The organism is uncultured Shewanella sp. (assembly GCF_947497935.1).
In the GTDB taxonomy this organism is placed as follows: Bacteria; Pseudomonadota; Gammaproteobacteria; order Enterobacterales; family Shewanellaceae; genus Shewanella.
Genome location: NZ_CANMIO010000002.1, coordinates 73,361 through 93,602, shown reverse-complemented (window position 1 = coordinate 93,602; position 20,242 = coordinate 73,361). Strand labels below are relative to the sequence as shown.

The 20,242-nt window shown below is 47.9% G+C and carries 19 protein-coding genes; 1 reads left to right on the top strand and 18 read right to left on the bottom strand.

Going from position 1 to position 20,242, the window contains the following annotated elements; translation table 11 throughout:
* Positions 1-91: 91 nt before the first annotated feature.
* From hutH to gmk, 18 genes are all read right to left on the bottom strand, one after another.
* Entirely contained in the window at positions 92-1,654 is a 1,563-nt protein-coding gene (gene hutH / locus Q1A86_RS02590; RefSeq protein WP_299802729.1) for a histidine ammonia-lyase, read from the bottom strand.
* On the bottom strand, positions 1,651-3,402 hold the full coding sequence (locus Q1A86_RS02585) for a glycosyltransferase (protein ID WP_299802728.1): 1,752 nt from the start codon (positions 3,400-3,402) through the stop codon (positions 1,651-1,653). Before Q1A86_RS02585 ends, hutH begins: the two co-directional genes overlap by 4 nt.
* Complete coding sequence (locus tag Q1A86_RS02580; RefSeq protein WP_299802727.1) at positions 3,402-3,788, bottom strand: thioester dehydrase; 387 nt, start codon at positions 3,786-3,788, stop codon at positions 3,402-3,404. The genes Q1A86_RS02585 and Q1A86_RS02580 overlap by 1 nt, the downstream gene beginning before the upstream one ends.
* A complete protein-coding gene (locus Q1A86_RS02575; protein ID WP_299803130.1) occupies positions 3,785-5,164 on the bottom strand; it encodes an AMP-binding protein in 1,380 nt (459 codons plus the stop codon). The genes Q1A86_RS02580 and Q1A86_RS02575 overlap by 4 nt, the downstream gene beginning before the upstream one ends.
* Complete coding sequence (locus Q1A86_RS02570) at positions 5,161-5,709, bottom strand: hypothetical protein (RefSeq protein WP_299802726.1); 549 nt, start codon at positions 5,707-5,709, stop codon at positions 5,161-5,163. Before Q1A86_RS02570 ends, Q1A86_RS02575 begins: the two co-directional genes overlap by 4 nt.
* A 2-nt stretch (positions 5,710-5,711) precedes the next feature.
* Positions 5,712-5,957 carry an acyl carrier protein gene (locus Q1A86_RS02565; protein ID WP_299802725.1) on the bottom strand — a complete coding sequence of 82 codons (246 nt, stop codon included), beginning with the start codon at positions 5,955-5,957 and terminating at the stop codon, positions 5,712-5,714.
* Positions 5,958-5,965: 8 nt separating this feature from the next.
* Positions 5,966-6,220, bottom strand: a complete 255-nt coding sequence (locus tag Q1A86_RS02560) for a phosphopantetheine-binding protein (protein WP_248999947.1) — start codon at positions 6,218-6,220, stop codon at positions 5,966-5,968.
* Entirely contained in the window at positions 6,217-7,035 is an 819-nt protein-coding gene (locus Q1A86_RS02555; RefSeq protein WP_299802724.1) for a 1-acyl-sn-glycerol-3-phosphate acyltransferase, read from the bottom strand. The genes Q1A86_RS02560 and Q1A86_RS02555 overlap by 4 nt, the downstream gene beginning before the upstream one ends.
* Positions 7,028-7,753: a beta-ketoacyl synthase chain length factor gene (locus tag Q1A86_RS02550; RefSeq protein ID WP_299802719.1), complete on the bottom strand. Its 726-nt coding sequence runs from the start codon at positions 7,751-7,753 to the stop codon at positions 7,028-7,030. The genes Q1A86_RS02555 and Q1A86_RS02550 overlap by 8 nt, the downstream gene beginning before the upstream one ends.
* A gap of 244 nt (positions 7,754-7,997) precedes the next feature.
* Positions 7,998-8,867, bottom strand: coding sequence for a DUF3014 domain-containing protein (locus Q1A86_RS02545; protein ID WP_299802711.1), 870 nt, complete (start codon positions 8,865-8,867; stop codon positions 7,998-8,000).
* Positions 8,868-9,009: 142 nt separating this feature from the next.
* Positions 9,010-11,085, bottom strand: a complete 2,076-nt coding sequence (gene recG / locus Q1A86_RS02540; protein ID WP_299802706.1) for an ATP-dependent DNA helicase RecG — start codon at positions 11,083-11,085, stop codon at positions 9,010-9,012.
* Between the two features lie 205 nt (positions 11,086-11,290).
* The gene (locus tag Q1A86_RS02535) at positions 11,291-12,214 is read right to left on the bottom strand and encodes a calcium/sodium antiporter (protein WP_299802687.1); all 924 of its coding nucleotides are present in this window, start codon (positions 12,212-12,214) and stop codon (positions 11,291-11,293) included.
* A 181-nt stretch (positions 12,215-12,395) separates the two neighbouring features.
* Positions 12,396-14,051 (bottom strand): AMP-binding protein, encoded by a 1,656-nt coding sequence (locus tag Q1A86_RS02530; RefSeq protein WP_299802682.1) that lies wholly within the window; start codon positions 14,049-14,051, stop codon positions 12,396-12,398.
* Between the two features lie 327 nt (positions 14,052-14,378).
* A complete protein-coding gene (trmH, locus tag Q1A86_RS02525) occupies positions 14,379-15,065 on the bottom strand; it encodes a tRNA (guanosine(18)-2'-O)-methyltransferase TrmH (protein WP_299802678.1) in 687 nt (228 codons plus the stop codon).
* A gap of 88 nt (positions 15,066-15,153) precedes the next feature.
* Positions 15,154-15,537, bottom strand: a complete 384-nt coding sequence (locus tag Q1A86_RS02520) for a RidA family protein (RefSeq protein ID WP_299802672.1) — start codon at positions 15,535-15,537, stop codon at positions 15,154-15,156.
* Positions 15,538-15,576: 39 nt separating this feature from the next.
* Positions 15,577-17,682 (bottom strand): bifunctional GTP diphosphokinase/guanosine-3',5'-bis pyrophosphate 3'-pyrophosphohydrolase, encoded by a 2,106-nt coding sequence (gene spoT / locus Q1A86_RS02515; protein ID WP_299802666.1) that lies wholly within the window; start codon positions 17,680-17,682, stop codon positions 15,577-15,579.
* A 13-nt stretch (positions 17,683-17,695) separates the two neighbouring features.
* Positions 17,696-17,977, bottom strand: coding sequence for a DNA-directed RNA polymerase subunit omega (gene rpoZ, locus Q1A86_RS02510; protein ID WP_012275521.1), 282 nt, complete (start codon positions 17,975-17,977; stop codon positions 17,696-17,698).
* Positions 17,978-18,038: 61 nt separating this feature from the next.
* Positions 18,039-18,662, bottom strand: coding sequence for a guanylate kinase (gmk, locus tag Q1A86_RS02505; RefSeq protein ID WP_299803128.1), 624 nt, complete (start codon positions 18,660-18,662; stop codon positions 18,039-18,041).
* Positions 18,663-19,002: 340 nt separating this feature from the next.
* Here gmk and Q1A86_RS02500 point away from each other — a divergent pair, with 340 nt between their 5' ends.
* Positions 19,003-20,133 carry a DUF805 domain-containing protein gene (locus Q1A86_RS02500; RefSeq protein ID WP_299802639.1) on the top strand — a complete coding sequence of 377 codons (1,131 nt, stop codon included), beginning with the start codon at positions 19,003-19,005 and terminating at the stop codon, positions 20,131-20,133.
* Positions 20,134-20,242 lie beyond the last annotated feature (109 nt).

The window sequence follows — 20,242 nt, the reverse complement described above, 5'->3', positions numbered from 1 at the left end:
ACAGATAGTCCATGCCAACAGTTATCGCCCATCGAATCGACATCGTGAAATGGAATTTCTACTTCTATCTCTGCGTGCAAAATGCCTTTCATTAACCGCACACTTCCCAGTAACTGGTTTGGATCTTATCAACGGTTGAACGCAGTGTTTGCTCTAGCGGTCTGTCTTCGGTTAGTAGCTCAAAGACTTCTTCAATCTGAGCTAAAGTCTTACCCAATGAGGGAGTAATCGAGCTTGGCACTAGCTCCTCTTGCTCGATGCGCAGACGAATGCCTTGCGACATAGCCAGAAGTGCTGCCGCAGCCACTTGCTCTGTCAGCTGTAATACGCGCATACAGTCGCGAGCCGAGATAGTCCCCATGCTGACCTTATCTTGGTTATGACACTCGGTAGATCGTGAGAACACACTGGCTGGCATAGTGTTCTTCAGTGCTTCAGCAGTCCAGGCTGACACACCAATCTGCACCGCCTTAAAACCGTGGTTGATGGCTTTGCGCTTGCCTTTAGCTGCAGAAAGGTTGGCAGGTAAGCCATTATTGAACTTTTGATCCATTACTAGCGCCATTTGACGATCGATAAGATCGGCAATGTTAGCCACCGCATTTTTCATCGCATCCATAGCAAAGGCAATATGCCCACCATAGAAGTGTCCGCCGTGCAGGATATGCTCGCCTTCACCGTCAACAATAGGGTTATCGTTAGCACTGTTAAGTTCGGTTTCGATAAACTGGCGCATAAACGGCAGCGCGTCTTGCAGTACGCCAATCACGTGTGGCGCACAGCGAATGGAATATCTGTCTTGCAGTCTGTCTGAGTTACGCGGGTGGATATGATGATTTAAGTCTTCACGGATCCAAGCTGCGATCTGATTTTGACCCGGGTGCGGTTTCGCGGCAAACAAGATGTCATCGAAGTGATTCGAGTTACCTTTTAGGGTCAGTGACGCCATGGCAGTAATGCGGCTAGCAAGACGAGCCATATACTGGGCGCGGTCATAGGCAAGGCAGGCTAGCGCTGTCATTACCGCAGTGCCGTTCATTAACGCTAGGCCTTCTTTCGGGCGTAGTTTTAGTGGCACAATATTGAGCTCTTGGTACACGTCGCTGGTGGCACGTCGCTCACCTTGATAAATCACATCACGTTCACCTACAAGTACTGCTGCAAGGTAAGATAGTGGCGTTAAGTCACCACTGGCACCTACTGAGCCCTCTTCAGGGATCACCGGAGTGATGTTTAGGTTAAGCAAGGTTTCAATACGTTGTAACAGCGCGTAAGTGACACCAGATTTACCGATTGCCAGAGAGCTAAGTCTACATGCCATCACGGCACGCGCCTGCATTGGCGATAGAATGTCGCCCATGCCGCAACCATGAAAACGCGTCAGATGCAGCGGAAGCTCATGGACCAAGTCTAAACCAACAGTAACAGTACAAGAGTCGCCATAACCTGTCGTCACGCCATATACAACGCCTTCCTCTTTCAGAAGACTGTCGATAAACAGTGCACCTTTTTGGATATAGGTCTGATATTCGGTTGTCTGGTTAAGCTCAGCCTTTGCCCCTTTGGCAATCGCGACCACATCTTCAAGTGAGAGGCTATTGTAGCCAAATTTAACTGTTTGTTGGCTAGGGTTATGAGTCGTTTGTTGCATCATTTGCTTTGCTTGTCCTTTGTATTGCTGCTACTGCAATCATTGCTTTGCGCCTTGGCACGTTGGAACTCTTCGTCCTTGCGCCAAAAATCATAAAAATTGAACCATTGCAGGGGCTCGCTCAGAGCGAAGTGCTCTAAGCGCCTGCTAAATTCGTTAACGGCTTGTTCGAGCCGCTCGCTTCGGCCAGATCTTGGGCCCTTTAAGGTGCTGGCAAAATGCTCTAAATGCACGTGATAGCGACCATTTTGTCGTAGGCAGAACATGGTATAAACCGGGCAATCCAGTAGTCCTGCCAGAATGAACGGGCCTTGCGGAAATGCGGCTTGCTCGCCCAGAAAGTCTTGGTAAATTACGCGACCAGCAGTTTGCGAAGAGGTTCTATCCCCGGCAATGACTACCAGTTCACCCGCTTCGATTTTTTGCTGCAATAGCATAGATGTACTCGGGCCGAGTTCGGTGACTTGAATAAGGTTTAGTGAGCTATCGGGGTTGAGCTGCTTGAGTACCTTGTTAAAGTTCTCGGCATTTTGTGTCAGCACCATGACGTTGACTTTAACTTGGCGCTGGTGGATTGAGATCGCACGGCACAGCTCTAAATTACCTAGGTGCGATACCAGTAATACGGCGCCATTGCCTGCAGCTAGTTGACTAGCGAGTATCTCACGATTAGGGAAATCGACCTCTTCGAGTTTGATACGATCGCACCAGGCATCGATTCTATCTAGGGCGGCATTACCGAAGGCGAAGAAGTGCTTCAGGCTATCGCGCCAGCTCAGGGGCTCGCTCAATTGCGGATGATGCGGCTGTAGGTGCTTTACATGAGTTAGAAACTGCTTCGATGCGGCGCGTGCTGTAGTACCCGTTAAAAAGAAATAGCAGATCACCGGGTACATAATGGCGCGGCATAGCCAGTGGCCGCCAAGGCGGTAGCTTTCGGCTATCAGTTTAATGCCCCAATAACTGCCACGCTCGGTCATGTTCGACCAATGTTTATTTTGGTTAGAGCCAGCGAGCGATTGCTTTAGTCTTTGAAACAACTTTTTAGGTTGGCGCAACAACATGCCAAAGAACAGTTTACTGTGCATCAGTGAGATGCGCACGTTATCTTTAAGCCCTTGAAAATGGCTCACCCCGTCTTCGGGATAGATCACCCTAGTCGGCAGGTGGATAACCTTGACGCCTTGCCAGTACAGGCGCACTAAAACTTCGATATCAAAGTCCATACGTTCGCCCAAGGAGTGGCTTAAAAAGAGCTTCTCGGTTGCCGCTAATGGGTATACACGAAAGCCACACATGGAGTCTTGGATATCGAAACTTAAGGTTTCAATCCACACCCAGACGTGGGTTATGTAGCGGCCGTAGAGGCGGCCTTTCGGCACTGAATCGTCGTACTGCGGCAGGCCTGAAATTAACGCTTCTGGCGCTAATTCTGCACGCTCTATCATTGCCGGAATATCGTCTAAATCATGTTGACCATCGGCATCGACCTGCAGTGCATGAGTAAAGCCATCGGCATAAGCGGTGCGTAGCCCGGTCATCACTGCCGCGCCTTTGCCACGGTTGAAAGGGTGGTGTAATAAGGTCACCCAATCGTACTTTTCGGCCAGCTCTATCAGTAGAAAGCGGGTTTCATCATCACTGCCATCGTTAATTAGGTAGCAGGGAAGTTCAAAGGCTGCCAGGCGTTGCAATGTTTGCTCTATGGCACCTGCATGATTGTAGTTGGGGATAACGAGAGCAAGACGCATTAGTGGCTATCCGTGCTATTGATAACTTGAGTTGTTTCGCTATTGAGTGCGATGCGCCCCGATGCGAAGCGCTTGTCGCCGTCACTATAGGCAAACACGAGTTTAGCTTTAGCGGCATTGTGGCTAATGCTTAAATCAACTTGGGTATTGGGTAGTATTAATTGCTGAAACTTGAGTACTTCAAGGGTGGCAACATTAACCGGATAGCCGAAATGCTCGCAACCTAGCCTTATCGCCCAGTCGAGTTGAGTGACACCGGGCAGTACTGGCTGCTCAGGAAAGTGCCCCGAGAAAAACTCAAGGTCGGCGGCTATTTCTAGTGTCCAAGTTACTGAGTCTTGGTCATCTTTACAGCTGATGATAGGGGGCAATTTAGATTTAATCATTTGCTCTTAAACTTATCGATATCGAACAGGGCTAACATGTCCGCCTGCACTCGTTTACCTTGTGGGTTTACTGGTAACTGTTCGGTGTAGCGCCAGCGCCTAGGTAAGGTTACGCGCTCAAACTGCGACAACAGGTGACTCTTGAGTTGATTATTGAGTGCCAGCTTGCCGTTTGCTTCGAGTTGCTGCAATCCATCAGCAGAAAGCTCGATGGCAGCGCCAAGTTGCACTCTAGGCTGCTCAAGCATGACTAATGCGGCTTTTGCCACATAAGGATGGCTCTCTAGCAGTGACTCCATCTGTACCAATGACAGGCGCTTTTCTTCGACTTTAATGATGCGATCTAAGCGGCCCTGTAGGGTAAATGTACCATCTGCCAGCAAGGCAATTTTGTCATCACACTTAAGCCAGTCGTTGTCTGACAGGTAAGGGGATTTTAGCAGCAGTGCGCCGTCGGCCTCATCTTGCCTGATCTCAATCGGGGCAAAGCTCTGCCAACTCGAGTTGGCGGTATGTTGGCGACGATAGGCTATGCCGCCAGTCTCGGTACTGCCAAATACTTCAATCGGCGCTTGGCCGTAACAATCGGCCACGCCTTTAGATGCCTCATAACTTAGCGGGCCACCAGAGCTAAACACTAAGCTTGGTGCGCGCAGCTGGCGCTCATGGTCGAGTGCATCTGGAAGCCGAGATAGTTGAGCTGGACTGCTGATCAAGCATAAATTTGGGAACAGGTTGGCGTAGTAGCTTAGGGTTTCGGGGTATTCGACCAAATCGCTTAAAAAGGGGCGGCTTGCGGCCAATGGCCAAAGGATTTTAAACAGTAAGCCATAAATATGCTGGTGGGAGACGGTCGATATCACGCTGCAGTGGGGCAGATGCTGGGCAAAAGTATGTTCGAGTACGCTCACTTCGCTATCGAGTTGTTCAATCGTCTTAACGACTCGCTTAGGCTTACCGCTGCTACCCGAAGTAAAGAGGACTAGTTCGCCCCACTCTTGTGACTGAGGCCAGTTGTTACTTGGCGGGTTATGATCTTTATCTAAGCGTAGAAAGCTCTTTCCTTCGCAAATTGGCATATTGGAGAGGACGCCATCAAACTCATGGGTGAGCTGGCTTAAGGTGCCTGCCTGGGCATTAGCGGGCAGGATAATCTGTTTGCCCGCGAGCAAGCCTGCACATATTCCGACGGCAAACAGGTCGCTGCTATCGCAGCTCAGTAACCAGCGTTTAGAGTCAGAATCACTTAACTGTTGGTAAAGCTGAGCGACTTGGGCAGTAAATACAGAACCCGTCACAATATCGTGGTGATTGAAGCTAATTAGCTGCTGAGCTGTAGGTCCTTGACATAGCCAAGATTTCAGTAGATTCGTCATGATTTTTTCAACCAGAATGTTCTGTATAACCATTCGCCACCCAGTAGCGACCCGATAAGCAAGTAGGCAATCAGCCCGTTATAAAGTGTCCATGTTTCGATACTGGTGTAAAGCGCGGTATAAAGCGCCATGGCACCATTAAAGATGAATAATCCACACCAGATTAAGGTGACGCGATTGAGGTAACCGATAGCTTCATCGGGTAGGTTGGGCTCTTTTAGTCTTGCGAGTCGCTCAATCATGCTGGGGCCACGTTTTAGTGAATAGCCAAAAAGGCCCAGCATGGTGAGGTTAATCACCACAGGGTAGAAGAGTAACCAATTATTTTCTTTCGCGATAAAGCTTCCGGCGGTGAGGCCTATTCCTACTAGGATAGGCAACATCAACGCCTTCACTTTCTGTTGCTGCAGCAATAGCCGTATGACCAAGATGGCGCACAAGGCGAGCGCGATACTGCCAGCAGGCAAATAATGCAGACCAAAATACACCGCTAGTGGATAGCCTATCACTACTATGGTCGTCACTATTTGCAGAAAGAGTCGCATTACTACTTAACTAAGCCTTCGATAGCTGACACGACGTCATCTACGGTTCTAACGGCCTTAAACTCTTCAGGCTTAATCTTCTTACCTGTCATCTGCTGCAATTTGATCACCAAGTCAACGGCGTCGATGCTGTCTAAATCAAGCTCTTCGTATAAAGAAGCCTCAAGGGTGATGTCTTCGGCATCTACCTCGAACTCGTCGACTAAGATTTGAGTCAGCATCTCTAGGATCTGTTCACGACTTTGCATAATGCCCCCTAGGCTCGTTGTGACTCAATAAAACTGACCAAGCTAGCAACGCTATAGAAGTGCTGTTTGGTTGCTTCAGAGTTGGCTTCAATCTTCACATCAAATTGCTTTTTAATCGCTAAACCAAGTTCCAACGCATCAATTGAGTCAAGGCCAAGGCCCTCACCGAATAGTGCCGCTTCTGAGTCGATATCATCAATACTGACGTCTTCTAAATCCAGACAGTCGATGATTAGTTGTTTAATTTCGTTATCTAAGCTCATAAGTATCTATCTAGTTGTTGTTTATAATAGTTTTCGAGGTCACGAGTCATCTTTCGTGCCATTTTGGCATCGCCACCGGCCTCAGCATCATAGCGTAAATAAGGCAATGTTTCGCCAATTTCGATATCAATGCCAATGGTTCGTCTCGGTAGCTGATACCACTTTTGTTGCTTGCTGAAGCCAACGGTATTGGTTTTCAGAAAAACAGGCAATAGATCGCTGCGAGTACGCAGGGTGATATTGGCTGCTCCCCGGGCAAAATCATTAATTTTGTTGCCTATAACGGTGCGAGTCCCCTCGGGAAAGATGATTAAGTTAGTGCCACGTTCTAACACCGACTTGCAGTCGTCCAGTAACAGTTCTGCGCCGCGGTTGGGGATGTAGCCTGCACAGGAGACCACACCACGCAAAAACGGGTTACGCCAAAGACTCTGCTTTACAATGCAGCCAGCATTGGGCATTAAGCTGATTAAGACAACCACATCAATTAAGGTTGGATGGTTAGCCGTGACTATCATGCCTTTGGCATTGCTGAGACGGCTTAAATCTTCGTAGGTAACATTGATAAGCCCTACCCAAGTCATCATGCGTACAAAACCTTTAAACATGATGTGCACTGCGCGCTGCACACGTTCGATACGTTGCTGAGGAGTGCCAGGCCAAAACCTGAGGATTGGTAGTATGGTCAATGAGCTGAGAAGGCCGCCGAGTCCAAATACCATATAGCAGGCGGTACCGCCTAACCAACGTGGGACATATGCGAGCCCAGAGAGTCTAGGGGCGATAGGCTGTTTGTGTGCAGCTGGACTAGTCACAATCAAGCTCCCAATGCCAGCCAGAAAATGATCCGCTTATATTCTGTTTAGCCGCCAAACTCGATAGCAGTAGGCCAATACTGAGCTCGTTATTGGTCTGTTCATTTATGGGGGTTAAGGTCAATGTTGCTAGCGCAGCTTGTGTGTCATTGGCGGGAGCGAGCATAAAGGCGGTGGCGATAGCACACTCGGGAACCGCTGAAAATTGACGGTAAACCTGGGGCACCGGCTCATCGGCATAGACTAATAATAATGGTTCTGGATCTGCGTGTAGCTGACCAAAGGCTTCGATAAACCCTTGGCTAAATGTGTTTTTGCCTGCGGCGATGGAGGTGGATGCCGCCCGGTTACCGCTTAAGATACTGTAGATGCCGCTGGCGGTATTGTGCACCGACTGGCTAAAGCCTGTGGGGGATAATGCTGACTCATCGACAATATCGTTCAGCAAACCGATAGTGCGATTAATTTCCCCGTGTTGCGAGGCAAAAATGCTACGGCATTGCTCGGTTGGCGCGCATTGATTAATCGCTTCGAGCATGGTTTTGGTGAGCTGACTGAGTCTTCTGCGTTGCATCGCTGGCACATGAGCCAACTTGGGCACAGCTGCTTGTTCAGTCGCTTGGTTTAAAGCTGTGACAGGCCAATTTAACCACTCGCTGGCGTGTTGGTAATGTGGCGACCATGCGCCCCATGAAAGAATGCTGAACTTCAAATGCATCGCCTCAGATACGAATATCCTTTCGTATTGCCCTGACTAGTAAAAGATATGTTTGACCCTATTAAGCCTATTGCGGCGACGTGATCAAATATAACGTGGTATTCACTGGCCATTCTACAACATAAATCATGAGTACAATACGCCTTTTGCGATACAAGTGTCGCTCGAAGGTGAGCTGTTGGTGAAAAAATGTTGGCTTTGCGAGCGAGCCCTGTTAATTCAGGGCTCTTTGATGAGATGGGAGTTAGTTAAGCTGTTTTTGTAGACGGCGTAGTGCTGACTTTACCTTACGTGAGTTTTCTGGTCCCATACGGATCATTAACTTCTGCGCATTAGGCAGTGCCTCTAGTTTGGGATCGACAAACTGATAGTTAACGCTGACACCATCTAACTCGATGGGTTGCTCGATAATTGGTGCATCTAACATGACTTCGATGGCTTGCTGCATGCGGTCATTGAATGAAGTATCGCTGTAGCCTAACTCTGAAAATGCTTCACCGAGTAGTGGTGTCATCTCTTTGTAGGTCTTGGCGAGTTGTTCGTCATTTAAGCTTGCTAGGAAGTCGGCGTATAAGTCATACCTGTGGTAACTGTCAGGGTTGATATAGGTCTTATTAGCAATTTCTGATACGGTGAAGCTATTGCTAGGCGCCTTCAACGGAGACATTTTTCGAGCCAACTCACCTTGCGCTAAGTTATCAACGAACACCACAAATTGGCGAACCAGATTATCTTCAATCAACAGTGGTTCAATCGCCATACCATCGGCAACGGCTGTCACTTTTTGATGCACATAAGTGTCACTATCGGCTAGCGCGGGCAGTGGCTCAACTTGAGGAACGGGATCCACTTCTGGTAGCTGAACAGGCACGGCCTCAACTATTTCTAACTCTGGCTCGGGAACAGCTTCAGTTTCAAGTGGCTGTTCTGGAACAGGATCGGGGATCACCACTGGCGCAATGATTTGTGGCTCTTCTACTTTTTCGTTACCACTGAGGTAGTAGTAGCCGCCAGCAGATAGCGCTACAACGGCAACGATAGCCAGAATTGCTAGACCATTGGTGCCAGAACTTTTTTCCTGTGGGGAAATTCTATCTTCTTGACTAAGTTGCATTTTCACTCCTCTGCGACAGCGCAGTGATACGACTAATAATTAAAGTATAGCTTCAATCCATTTTGCAAAATTCCAACGGATTGTCTATAGGCTAAGGCTCTATTAAGGATATTTAATTTCTGAAGCAGACTAAAGCAGTCGGTTAAGCTTGTACAAACTGCTCTCTATCGCCTAACCAGCGCTCAATGATGGCATCGACACTATTTGGTGTTTGCTGCATAACGTGGGCAGCGAGTTTCTGTACATGGGGAATAAGCGCCTGATCGCGCATCAAGTCGGCAATTTTCATATCGGCAATACCGGTTTGTTTGGTGCCAAGGACTTCACCTGGACCACGGATCTCCAGATCTTGCTGAGCTATCACAAAGCCATCATTGCTTTGCCTCAGTACTCCAAGTCGCTTTGTTGCCGTTGCCGATAGTGGCGCCTTGTACAAGAGTACACAATGGCTGGCTACTGCCCCACGTCCCACGCGTCCACGCAGCTGATGCAGCTGGGCTAGGCCTAAACGCTCAGGGTTTTCAATAATCATCAAGCTGGCATTAGGCACATCTACGCCAACTTCAATCACGGTCGTGGCCACCAGTAAATTGAGCTCTCCCGCTTTAAAGTCCGCCATAATCTGCTGCTTCTCTGCGGGCTTCATTCGCCCATGCACTAAGCCAACTTTTAACTCGGGCAGGGCGCGCTTTAGCTCCTCCGCCGTGTCTTCGGCTGCCTGACATTCAAGGACTTCGGACTCTTCAATTAAGGTACAAACCCAATACGCTTGACGCTTGTCGTTAATGGCTGCCTGACGGACACGTTCGAGTACCTCTTCACGACGTTGCTCGGAAATAGCCACTGTGGTGACCGGTGTTCTACCTGGCGGCAGCTCATCGATAATCGAGGTGTCGAGATCGGCATAGGCAGTCATGGCGAGTGTTCGCGGTATAGGCGTGGCCGTCATGATCAGCTGGTGAGGGTGGAAGCCCTGACTGATGCCTTTTTCACGTAGACCTAAACGCTGGTGAACGCCAAATCTATGTTGCTCATCGATGATAATCAAGGCGAGCTTATTAAACTGAACCTGATCTTGGAAAATAGCATGGGTGCCAATCACAATATGGGCATCGCCAGATTCGATATCGGCTAATGACTGGGCTCTGGCTTTGCCTTTGAGTTTTCCAGCAAGCCAGCCAACCTTTAACCCTAAAGGTTCAAACCAGCTCTTGAAATTGATTGCGTGTTGCTCGGCCAGCAATTCGGTAGGTGCCATCATCGCTACTTGATAGCCGCTCTCTATGGCCTGTAGTGCTGCTAGGGCGGCGACTAAGGTTTTACCTGAGCCCACATCGCCTTGTACCAGGCGCATCATTGGCTCGTGTTTGGCTAAGTCTTGGGTGATATCGGCAACCACTCGTTGCTGAGCACCGGTAGGCTTGAAAGGCAGGGATGCTAAAAACGGATTCAGTAGCTGACCCGTGGCATTCATGCTTACCGCACTATCACGGTTACTGCGCTGGCGCAGACGCAACATGCTGAGGTTGTGAGCCAGCAACTCTTCTTGAATAAGACGTTGCTGCGCCGGATGCGTACCTTGCTCCAGTTCGAACAGTGAAACCTGATTATTGGGTCGATGCAGGATCTGTAACGCCTGCTTTAAATCTAAATTATTGGGCTGCAAGTTAGCAGGTAGCAGTTCCTGTAGGCCGCCACTTTCCAACATAGCGAGTGCTTGCTCGGTGAGTTTAATCCAACTCGCCTGCTTTAAGCCCTCGGTAGTAGGGTAAACAGGCGTGAGCGTGTCGCTGAGTTGTTGGTCTTCACCCGGTGAGATTAATTTATATTCAGGGTGAATAATTTCAACACCGTGATTACTGCGACGAATTTCACCATAGGCACGAATGGTCATGCCTATCTCTAAGCCGTTACGCTGAGCTACAGAAAAGTTAAAAAACCTGAGGGTTAAGCTGCCAGTATCATCGCGCACGGTGCAGGTGAGCATGCGCTTGCGGCCCTGAATAATTTGGCTCGACTGAATAACGGCTTCGATGGTGCCGTAGCTGCCAGGATAAAGCGAGGCAATAGGATAGACTTGAGTGCGATCTTCATAGCGCAGCGGCAGATGAAACAACAGGTCTTGCACTGTTGTTATGCTCAACTTAGCTAGTCTCTCGGCCATCTTCTTAGCGACGCCTTTGAGATCTGTGATAGGAACAAGATCGAGTCTTTGCAAACTGTTAGCACTCAAACACTGTAAATTTATACATATATTATCAGAGTTATCGGTTTACGCAAATTTGACGCTTATTGGTTTGGGAGTCAAGCTGCAGTTTATGTTGGTGGTGGGACGTAATGACTGTTAACTCAGGAAGGTTAGAAACAAAAAAGACCTAAACTGCGACTGCAATTTAGGCCTTTTTATTGACTGAGCTTAACGCTTAAACTTGAGCCACTAGGTAGCCTATGTAACCTAGGTAGCCCAATACAAGTAACGCCGCTTCACGACGACCAATACGCAGGCCCGTGTAAGCAAATGGCAGTAAGATCACGGCAAAGGCAATCATGGCTATCCAGTCTAGGTTGCTGATTTCGCAGCCACTGATTGGGTGGATAAGTGCAGTAACGCCTAAAATACCCAAAATGTTAAATAGGTTTGAGCCGACAACGTTACCAATCGCGATGTCACTCTGACCTTTTAGTGCGGCGACGATTGAAGTTACAAGCTCTGGCATACTGGTACCAATCGCTACGATAGTTAGGCCGATGATCACTTCGCTAATGCCGAATGATTTCGCCATCGCTACTGCGCCGTCAACGAATAAGATACCGCCACCAACTAACATACTGATACCAATAACGATAAATAGCACAGATAGCATTGGATTTTGCTTGGTGCCTTCAACATCATCGTCCGTCTGCTTTTCGGCAGTGAAGTAGCTGAAAGTTAGGTAAGCCACAAGCAGTGCAGAGAGAATTGCGCCGTCCCAGAAGCTTAAGCCGCCATCGAGTAGCAGGCTCCAAAATAGCAAAGACGCTAAGATCATGATTGGAATATCACGGCGTACCATTTGCGACTCGATCTTAATCGGACGAATTAGCGCTGTGATACCTAAAATCAGGCCGATGTTGGCAATGTTAGAACCAATCACGTTACCTAAAGCAATGCCGCTATTGCCTGCAATCGCAGATTTTACGCTAACCGCAAGTTCAGGTGCACTGGTACCAAAGGCAACGATAGTTAGGCCGATGATAAGAGGCGTAAGCCCCAGTCTAAGTGCTATTTGGCTTGCACCTCTTACTAAGGCTTCGGCGCCTACAGTAAGAATTAAAAAGCCGCCGAGTATCGACAATAAAATAAACATGGTTAACTCTATAATTTGGATGTTTCTGAAAGGATGGCAAGAATAGTTTCTTTCAAAAATTGCGCAATCAAAAACTGTCTCTGCATCATTAAATTTAGTTAATTGATGGCTTTTTGGTCAAAAAATAAAACGGCACACCTTGAAGTGTGCCGTTATTCATTAATGGGCAACGCTGAGGAGTTTAGATTTCATCTTCCCAACAGATTTTTCCACCGCGAATGCCATCGACTTTGTCACTAAACTTCTTCTCAAGTACATGACGCTTAATCTTCAGCGTTGGCGTGAGTACGTCATTTTCAACATCCCAAGCTTCATTGACGATAACGATAGCATCGACAGTCTCGTGAGACTCTAGGTGTGGGTTGACAGAATCTATGGTGCTCTTTAAAGAGCTTCTCACTTCTTCTCTTGGTTGTAGCGCCGCGCCTTCAGACAATTGCACTAAGGCAATTGGGTGTGGTAAGCCAGAACCGATAACACAGATCATCTCTACATGAGGGTCTTGTGCAAGCTTGCGCTCAATTGGCACGGGTGCAACGTACTTACCCTTAGCTGTTTTAAAGTTGTCCTTAACTCGACCAGTGATGCTGACGTTGCCTTCATCATCGATAGAGCAAAGGTCACCGGTATGGAAGAAGCCATCGTCATCGAAGCACTTAGCCGTCTCTTCCTCTTGCTTGTAATAACCTTGCATTAGTCCTGGGCTCTTAACTAAGAGCTCACCCACGTTGGACTGCTTGGCTTCACAGCCTTCGACCGCGCGGCCAACTGAACCAATTTTACGGGGATCAAATGGGTGGTTAATAATCGAGTAGGCGCAGTTTTCTGTCATGCCCCAGGCTTCTGATATATTGAGACCAATCTTGTGATACCACTCAACCAGTGATGGCGGAATTGGCGCTGAACCTGAACCCAGTAGATGGCAATGTTCTAGCCCTAAACCTTGGTGGATTTTACGTTTTACTATGCTGCTAATAATAGGCACTTTTAGCAGGAAGTTGAGCTTACTGTAGCCAATCTTGTCGATAATATTTTTCTGGAATAGGCTCCATAGGCGTGGCACAGAGAAGAATACCGTAGGTCTTGCTCGCTGAACGTCGGCAACGAAGCTATCTAGGCTCTCGACGAAGGCAACGCTGCTACCTGAATAGAATGAAGAGCCCTGAATTGCGACGCGCTCGGTAATATGTGCCAGTGGCAGGTATGAGAGTAGTCTGTCTTCGATGTCTGTTTTTAGGTCGCGGACGACGGCAGTGCAGGTCCAAGCGTAGCTGGCAAAATTTTGAATCGCACCTTTAGGCTTACCAGTTGAGCCTGAGGTATAGATGATGGTCATCACCTGCTCAGGTGTTGGTAGCGGCGCATCGATCAATGGCTGACCTAATGTCAGCATCTTATCCCAGTGATACTGAGATGGCATGGTATCGTAAGGCATGGCAATACGCAGGATATCGCCGCCTACACCCGCTTCTTGATCGGCCCAATAATCGAGTTTACCGATAAAGATCGCCTTAGCTTCACTGTGCTCTAGGGTATAGCGAATAGTATCGGCATTGGCTGTAGGGTAGATGGGGACACTGATATAACCGCCGTGCATCAGGGCTAAGTCAGTAATAAACCACTCGGCGCAGTTCTTAGAGAGGACGGCAACCTTATCGCCTGGATTGAGACCTAAGTGTCTCAATGCGCCAGCAATCTGCTGCATCTTGGTTTGCACATCGCGCCAAGTAAAAGTCTTATATTGGCCGTCAATAGGCTGCTTTAGGTAAACTTGATCACCTTGTTTTTCAACCCAATGTTCGAGCATCTCAATCGGGGTTTTCATAGAAGATTCCATCGCAATTCCATATTGATAATTGTTGATTCCAATTCAGCCAGATAACGTCTTTGTTGTTTTAATCGTTCGTTTAACAGGCTGTTTCAATCTTGAGTATGGCGAAAAATGTGATCTAAGACAAACTTTTTCAAACGGGTGTTACAATTTTGTGTCTATAAATAATGACGCTGTACGATTAGGGGGGGGGTTAGGAAATATTTGATGGTGGTAGATAGAAAAATACCAGCACTAAACTGATAGGTATTAGTCCTGGTATTGATGAGCGTTTTTACACTGATGCAAAAGGCCGGCTCTTAGGAAGTACGCTTCGCAACACCCCTTGAGAGATTACTCTGAAGGTGCGCGCATCTTCTGCCACCAATCATCATCGGCAAGGATTTGGCCATCTTCATCTATTGCTGGATAAGGAAGCTGTTTGCGGCGACAAGCTTTGGCATAAATCGGGTGCCCCTGCTCGAATAGCTTAACCTGACAATAAGCATCATCCAGCTTACGTGTACCATACATGCCAGCTTCTGTGCGTTGGCGCTGAGCTTCATACATAATTAGCGCCGCAGCAACCGATACGTTCAGTGATTGCACCATGCCTATCATTGGGATGATGATATGTTGGTCCGCCGCTGCTATGCCTTCAGGGCTCACGCCATCGCGCTCGTTACCCATAATAATCACTGTCGGTTTTGTGTAATCAATCTCTCTAAAATCGACGGCGGTATCTGAAAATGTGGTTGCCAAGATTTGCATATCTTTACTGCGAAAATCTTTAACCGCCTCATCCATGGTGTGATGCACGCAAGTCTTAACCCATTGTTGACTACCTGACGCGGTATTGCCGGATACGCGCATTTCTAGATCGGACCAAACGGCATGGACTTCATGTATGCCAGCTGCATCGGCTGTGCGTAGCACGGCGGCAATATTGTTACCCTTGTGTACGGTATCTAAGCAGACGGTGAGATCGGGTTGGCGATTATCTAGCATCTGATTGATGCGGGCGAAACGTTCAGGACTCATGGTTGGCTTCTAATTAATGTGGCGTTAAATAACAGGCTTTAATAACAAAATGGGCGCCGTAGCGCCCAATGACTTTAGTCGTGGTGGATTAGATCTCCATCACTCCATCCATCTCAACAAGTGAATCTTTCGGTAGTTGTTTCACACCAATAGCGGCACGTGCTGGGTAAGGCTGCTCAAAGTAGCGGCCCATAATTTCATTAACCGTTGCGAAGTTGCTTAGGTCAGTCATAAAGATATTGAGCTTTACGATATCGCTTAATGAGCCGCCAGCGGCTTCGCAAACAGCGGTTAGGTTGTCAAATACTTGTACAACCTGAGCTTCAAACTCATCGCTAACCATTTCCATGGTCGTCGGAACAAGTGGGATCTGGCCTGATAAATAAACTGTGCTACCTACTTTAACCGCTTGAGAGTAAGTGCCAATTGCTTGTGGCGCTTTAGCGGTCGCGATGATAATTTTATCTGCCATGATCTTTCCTTGTCTTTGTTAAATACAGTGTTGAGTCAGTTATCGATTCCGAGATGTACGTAGTACTTCAGGTAGTACTCTGATCCGACGCATCACGTTAGCTAAATGAATGCGGTCTCGTACTGAAATACGTAGGTTGATGAGGAAAACTCGTCCATCACGCTCTTCAGTGGTTAGGTTATGAATGTTTGAACCTGCGGAGGCGACAATCGAGGTGATTTTGGCAAGCGCACCTTGGTGGTTCACTATCTCAACTCTCAAGTTAGCTTGGTACTCGACGCCTTCAGCACTATCCCATTGTACTGGAATGTACTTGTCTGGCTCACCTTGATAACCACGAATGTTAGCGCAGCTTTCCATGTGTACCACAAGGCCTTTACCTGGACTAACATGAGCAATTACCGCGTCACCAGGAATGGGGCGACAGCAGTTAGCGAAGGTCACTAGCATGCCCTCTGCGCCACGAATAGACATGGTCGGCACTTCATTTTGCTCTTGAGTATGGGGCTTATCCCCAAGCAGTCGCTGTGCGATAACAATGCTCATTGCATTGCCTAGGCCAATATCGGCAAGCAGAGAGTTAAGCGAGTCGTGTTTGGTATCACGAACGACTTTATCGATCTGCTCTGGTGATAAAGTGTCTAGCTTAGTTTCGCCTAGGGCATGATTGAGCAGACGTTTACCCAGTAGTACTGCATCATCTTCTTTCAGACTTTTCAGTAGCTGGCGGATCTTAGCGCGGGCTTTACCCGTTACCACAAAGTTGAGCCAAGCCGCATTTGGACGCGCGCCATTAGCGATAATGATCTCTACGGTTTGCCCCGAGATCAGTGGCTGACTGAGTGGATAAGCCTGGCGGTTAACCTTAGCGCCAACACAGGTATTACCCACATCGGTATGCACTTCATAGGCAAAGTCGACCGGGGTAGCGCCCACAGGCAGCTCTAAGATACGGCCTTCTGGGGTAAAGACGTAGATCTCTTCAGGGAAGAGCTCGGTCTTGAAGTTTTCAACAAATTCAAAAGAGGTGCTCGCGCTTTGCTGAAGTTCCAGCAAGCTCTGCATCCATTTACGGGCACGCACTTGTGTAGTCGTACCTTGCTCGGCTGAGCTGCCTTTCTTGTACAGCCAGTGAGCCGCGACCCCTTTATCTGCCATCTGATCCATATCTTCGGTACGAATTTGGATCTCAACCGGCACGCCGTGAGGACCAAAGAGTGAAGTATGCAGTGACTGATAGCCGTTAGCTTTAGGGATAGCGATATAATCTTTGAAGCGGCCAGGATGCGGCTTATAAAGGCCATGCATGGCACCCATGACGCGATAGCAAGTATCGATAGAGTCAACGATGACTCTAAAGGCATAGATATCCATGACTTCCTGGAACTGCAGCTCTTTATTGCGCATCTTGTTGTAGATGGAATAAAGGTTCTTCTCACGTCCTTTTACCGTGCCTTCTAGGCCTGTATCTTCAAGACGGGTATTAATTGCAGCTTCAATGCTTTGAATAAGCTCTTTACGATTACCACGAGCGGCCTTGACCACCTCTCTAAGTACGCGATATCGCATTGGGTAATAGGCTTGGAAACCTAATTCCTCTAACTCACTCTTAATATTATGAATACCAAGACGGTTGGCGATTGGGGCGTAAATTTCGAGGGTTTCTCGGGCGATGCGACGGCGCTTATCGGGCCTTAGTGCACCTAAGGTGCGCATATTGTGGGTTCTATCGGCAAGCTTGATTAAGATGACACGAATATCTTGGGTCATCGCCATCATCATTTTGCGGAAGTTTTCAGCTTGGGCTTCTTTCTTATCGCGAAATTTGAGTTTATCTAGCTTGGAGACGCCTTCAACCAATTCAGCAATCGACTCGCTGAAAATTTCAGCCAGCTCTTCTTTGGTTACTGGGGTATCTTCGATAGTGTCATGCAAGAGAGCGGCCATAAGCGTCTCATGATCGAGACGCATATCGGCCAGGATGCGGGCAACCGCAACCGGGTGGGTAATATAAGGTTCGCCACTCGTGCGCATCTGACCTTCATGGGCATCACGCGCCACCTGATAGGCCTGCTTGAGTAATTCTACCTGCTCAGGTTCTAAATAACCTGAAGCAGACTCCTTGAGACCTTCAAACAGATACAAGTGACTCTACTCCTTATATAGCGTTGCGGCCTTCAGCGATGGCAGCAACAGCAGCAATTTCAGCTGCTTCACGTTCACGAACTGTTTGGCGCTCATCGGCATCCAAAGTATCAGCTGTGACTAAACCTAGCTCGATTTCGCGCAGGGCGATAACCGTTGGCTTGTCGTTCTCTTCTTCAACCATAGGGTCTTTACCCTGAACAGCGATTTGGCGAGCACGACGCGCTGCAACCAGAATCATATCAAAACGGTTGCCGATTTGGTTTACGGCATCTTCTACAGTTACGCGAGCCATGTTTGGAAACTCCAGTGTTTTATCGATTGAAAAAATGACGCAAAATTGTACATGAAGACAGTTAGCCTGCCAACAGATCTTTAATCATACCATTTTGCGTATGAATTTGGCTAGCAGAGGTTAATCTTTGACTGCGAATGATCGCTAAAAGATCGGCCAGTGCCTTGTCGAAATCATCGTTCACTAAAACGAAGTCATATTCATTGTAGTGGGACATCTCTGAAACCGCTTGTGCCATGCGGCCTGCAATCACTTCTTCGCTGTCCTGTCCGCGGCCTGTTAAGCGGCGTTCTAGCTCAGTTTTTGACGGCGGTAGAATAAAAATACCAATAGATTCAGGCATCAACTCTTTAACTTGCTGAGCACCCTGCCAGTCGATATCTAAAAATACGTCAATACCTTGCGCGAGAGTTTGCTCAATCGTGACACGAGAGGTGCCATAATAGTTACCAAATACTTCTGCCCACTCAAAAAAAGCGCCATCGGCGATTAAGCTCTTGAATTCGTCTTGATTAACGAAGTGATAGTGCTGACCGTTCTCTTCACCAGGACGGGGTTGTCTAGTGGTGTGCGAAACTGAAACTTGCATATCTACAGGCTGGTCTCGTAACAGGGCCGAAATAAGCGATGATTTACCTGCGCCACTTGGCGCCGAGACGATAAATAGGTTTCCGCGAGCGGTCATTAGCTGCATATCCGATGTTTGTACCACTAAGAGCTAGCTACCAGCTCGAATGGGGCGATAAAAGGTTAAGCGAGCCATTATACAGCCTAGGGTGATATTTGCGCTAGTCGCAGTTAGGGGAAATCATCCTCTTAGCTGGGTTTTTTATTGGGTGACTTCTACTGAGTATCATTTATCTTTAATGATAAAATTGCCCGAAAACACTGACATTGATAGGCAAATTCGGTAGGCTACTTCTTTACTTTTTATGCTTTCGCCTGAGCATGGAAATGGGGCGCTGTTACAACATCAAGTTGGGGGAACAGCCGAGTCATAGATTATTATTTAAGGTCGCAAGAGTATGCAGCTAAAGTCACTTTTATGTGTGAATGGTTTAGATAATGGACAGCGTTTTGCCACTGTCAGTGGGTTGATTTATTTCGCTTTATTGTTGGCCGTTGTGCTTTTCAGCCCCTCTGCAGCTTTGTATGGTGTGGCGTTGTTTATTGGCCCATTACTCGCATTAACCAGTATTCGTCGCCTACGGGATAGTGGTCAATCTCCTAAGTTAGCAGTATTGACCTTGTTACCTTTTTTACTGGTGCTGATAACCCTAGTGCATATCCACAGCATGATGCTGTTGTTGACGTTATTGGTTGTTGCAGGCTTAGCGATTGGTTATTTAGCCTTGCTTCCAGCAGTAACAGGTGCAAATTATGTGCAGGGCTATTCAGGTCCAGTGGATATGAGTTCAAACAAAGTCACGACTGATAGGGCAAGTCAGCGGGTACGAGTGGAGCCGACCTTAGGTGGTGACGATAATGCGGCGACCAGTTTTGCGGCAGATAGCAACGCCGAATCTGTGCAGGCTGATGAGCTAGCTCAGCAAGAGCGTGAGCATGATTCTAGCTGGGGGGAGCAGCCTTCACACAGAAGAAGAGCTCAGCCAGCAGCGTTGAATATGGCTCAACTGCAGCAGGCGCTACAGGTTAATAAGAAGTGGTTATTCGGCATTTCGGGTGTGTTAGTCAGTGTCATGCTAATTGGCAGTATCTGGTCGCTAATTCCTACCTCTGAAGCTGAGGTCGAAACGGCAGCATTGCCTGAAAGTGTTATTGAGAGTGCGCCTCAGACCGAGAGAGTCTCGACGGCAATGCCTGATGGTTTTAGCTTGGTGCTTGAAGAGGATGTACTCATCATGCGCTGGCTGGGTGAAACAGGCTCGCCAACTAACCTGTGGTCTTTGGCTACGGCAAAAGGCGACAAAACTTGCTCGCGGATGCGTTTTAATAACGGCACTGAATATCGTCCGTTAGTGGTCGATTTGCTTGCCGATACGGGTACAGAAGCCCGATTTTCTCCTCTCGATACCGAGGCTATTATTGTCGATATGGCTAGGCGCGGTAACGTCAGCCTTTGCGGTTATAACTTCAGCTTGAAGGGCAGCCAAGCCGCTCTGGGTAAGGTCGCCGCTTTTCGCACTTATTTATAAGCTTAGATAAGCTGAGCTTGCCAGCGTCTATTAGCGCTGGATATTAGTCTGTAGACTCATTAAACTGCTTCGCCTTGTCGTGGTGCGGCACTTTAATCGTTTGAAGAGT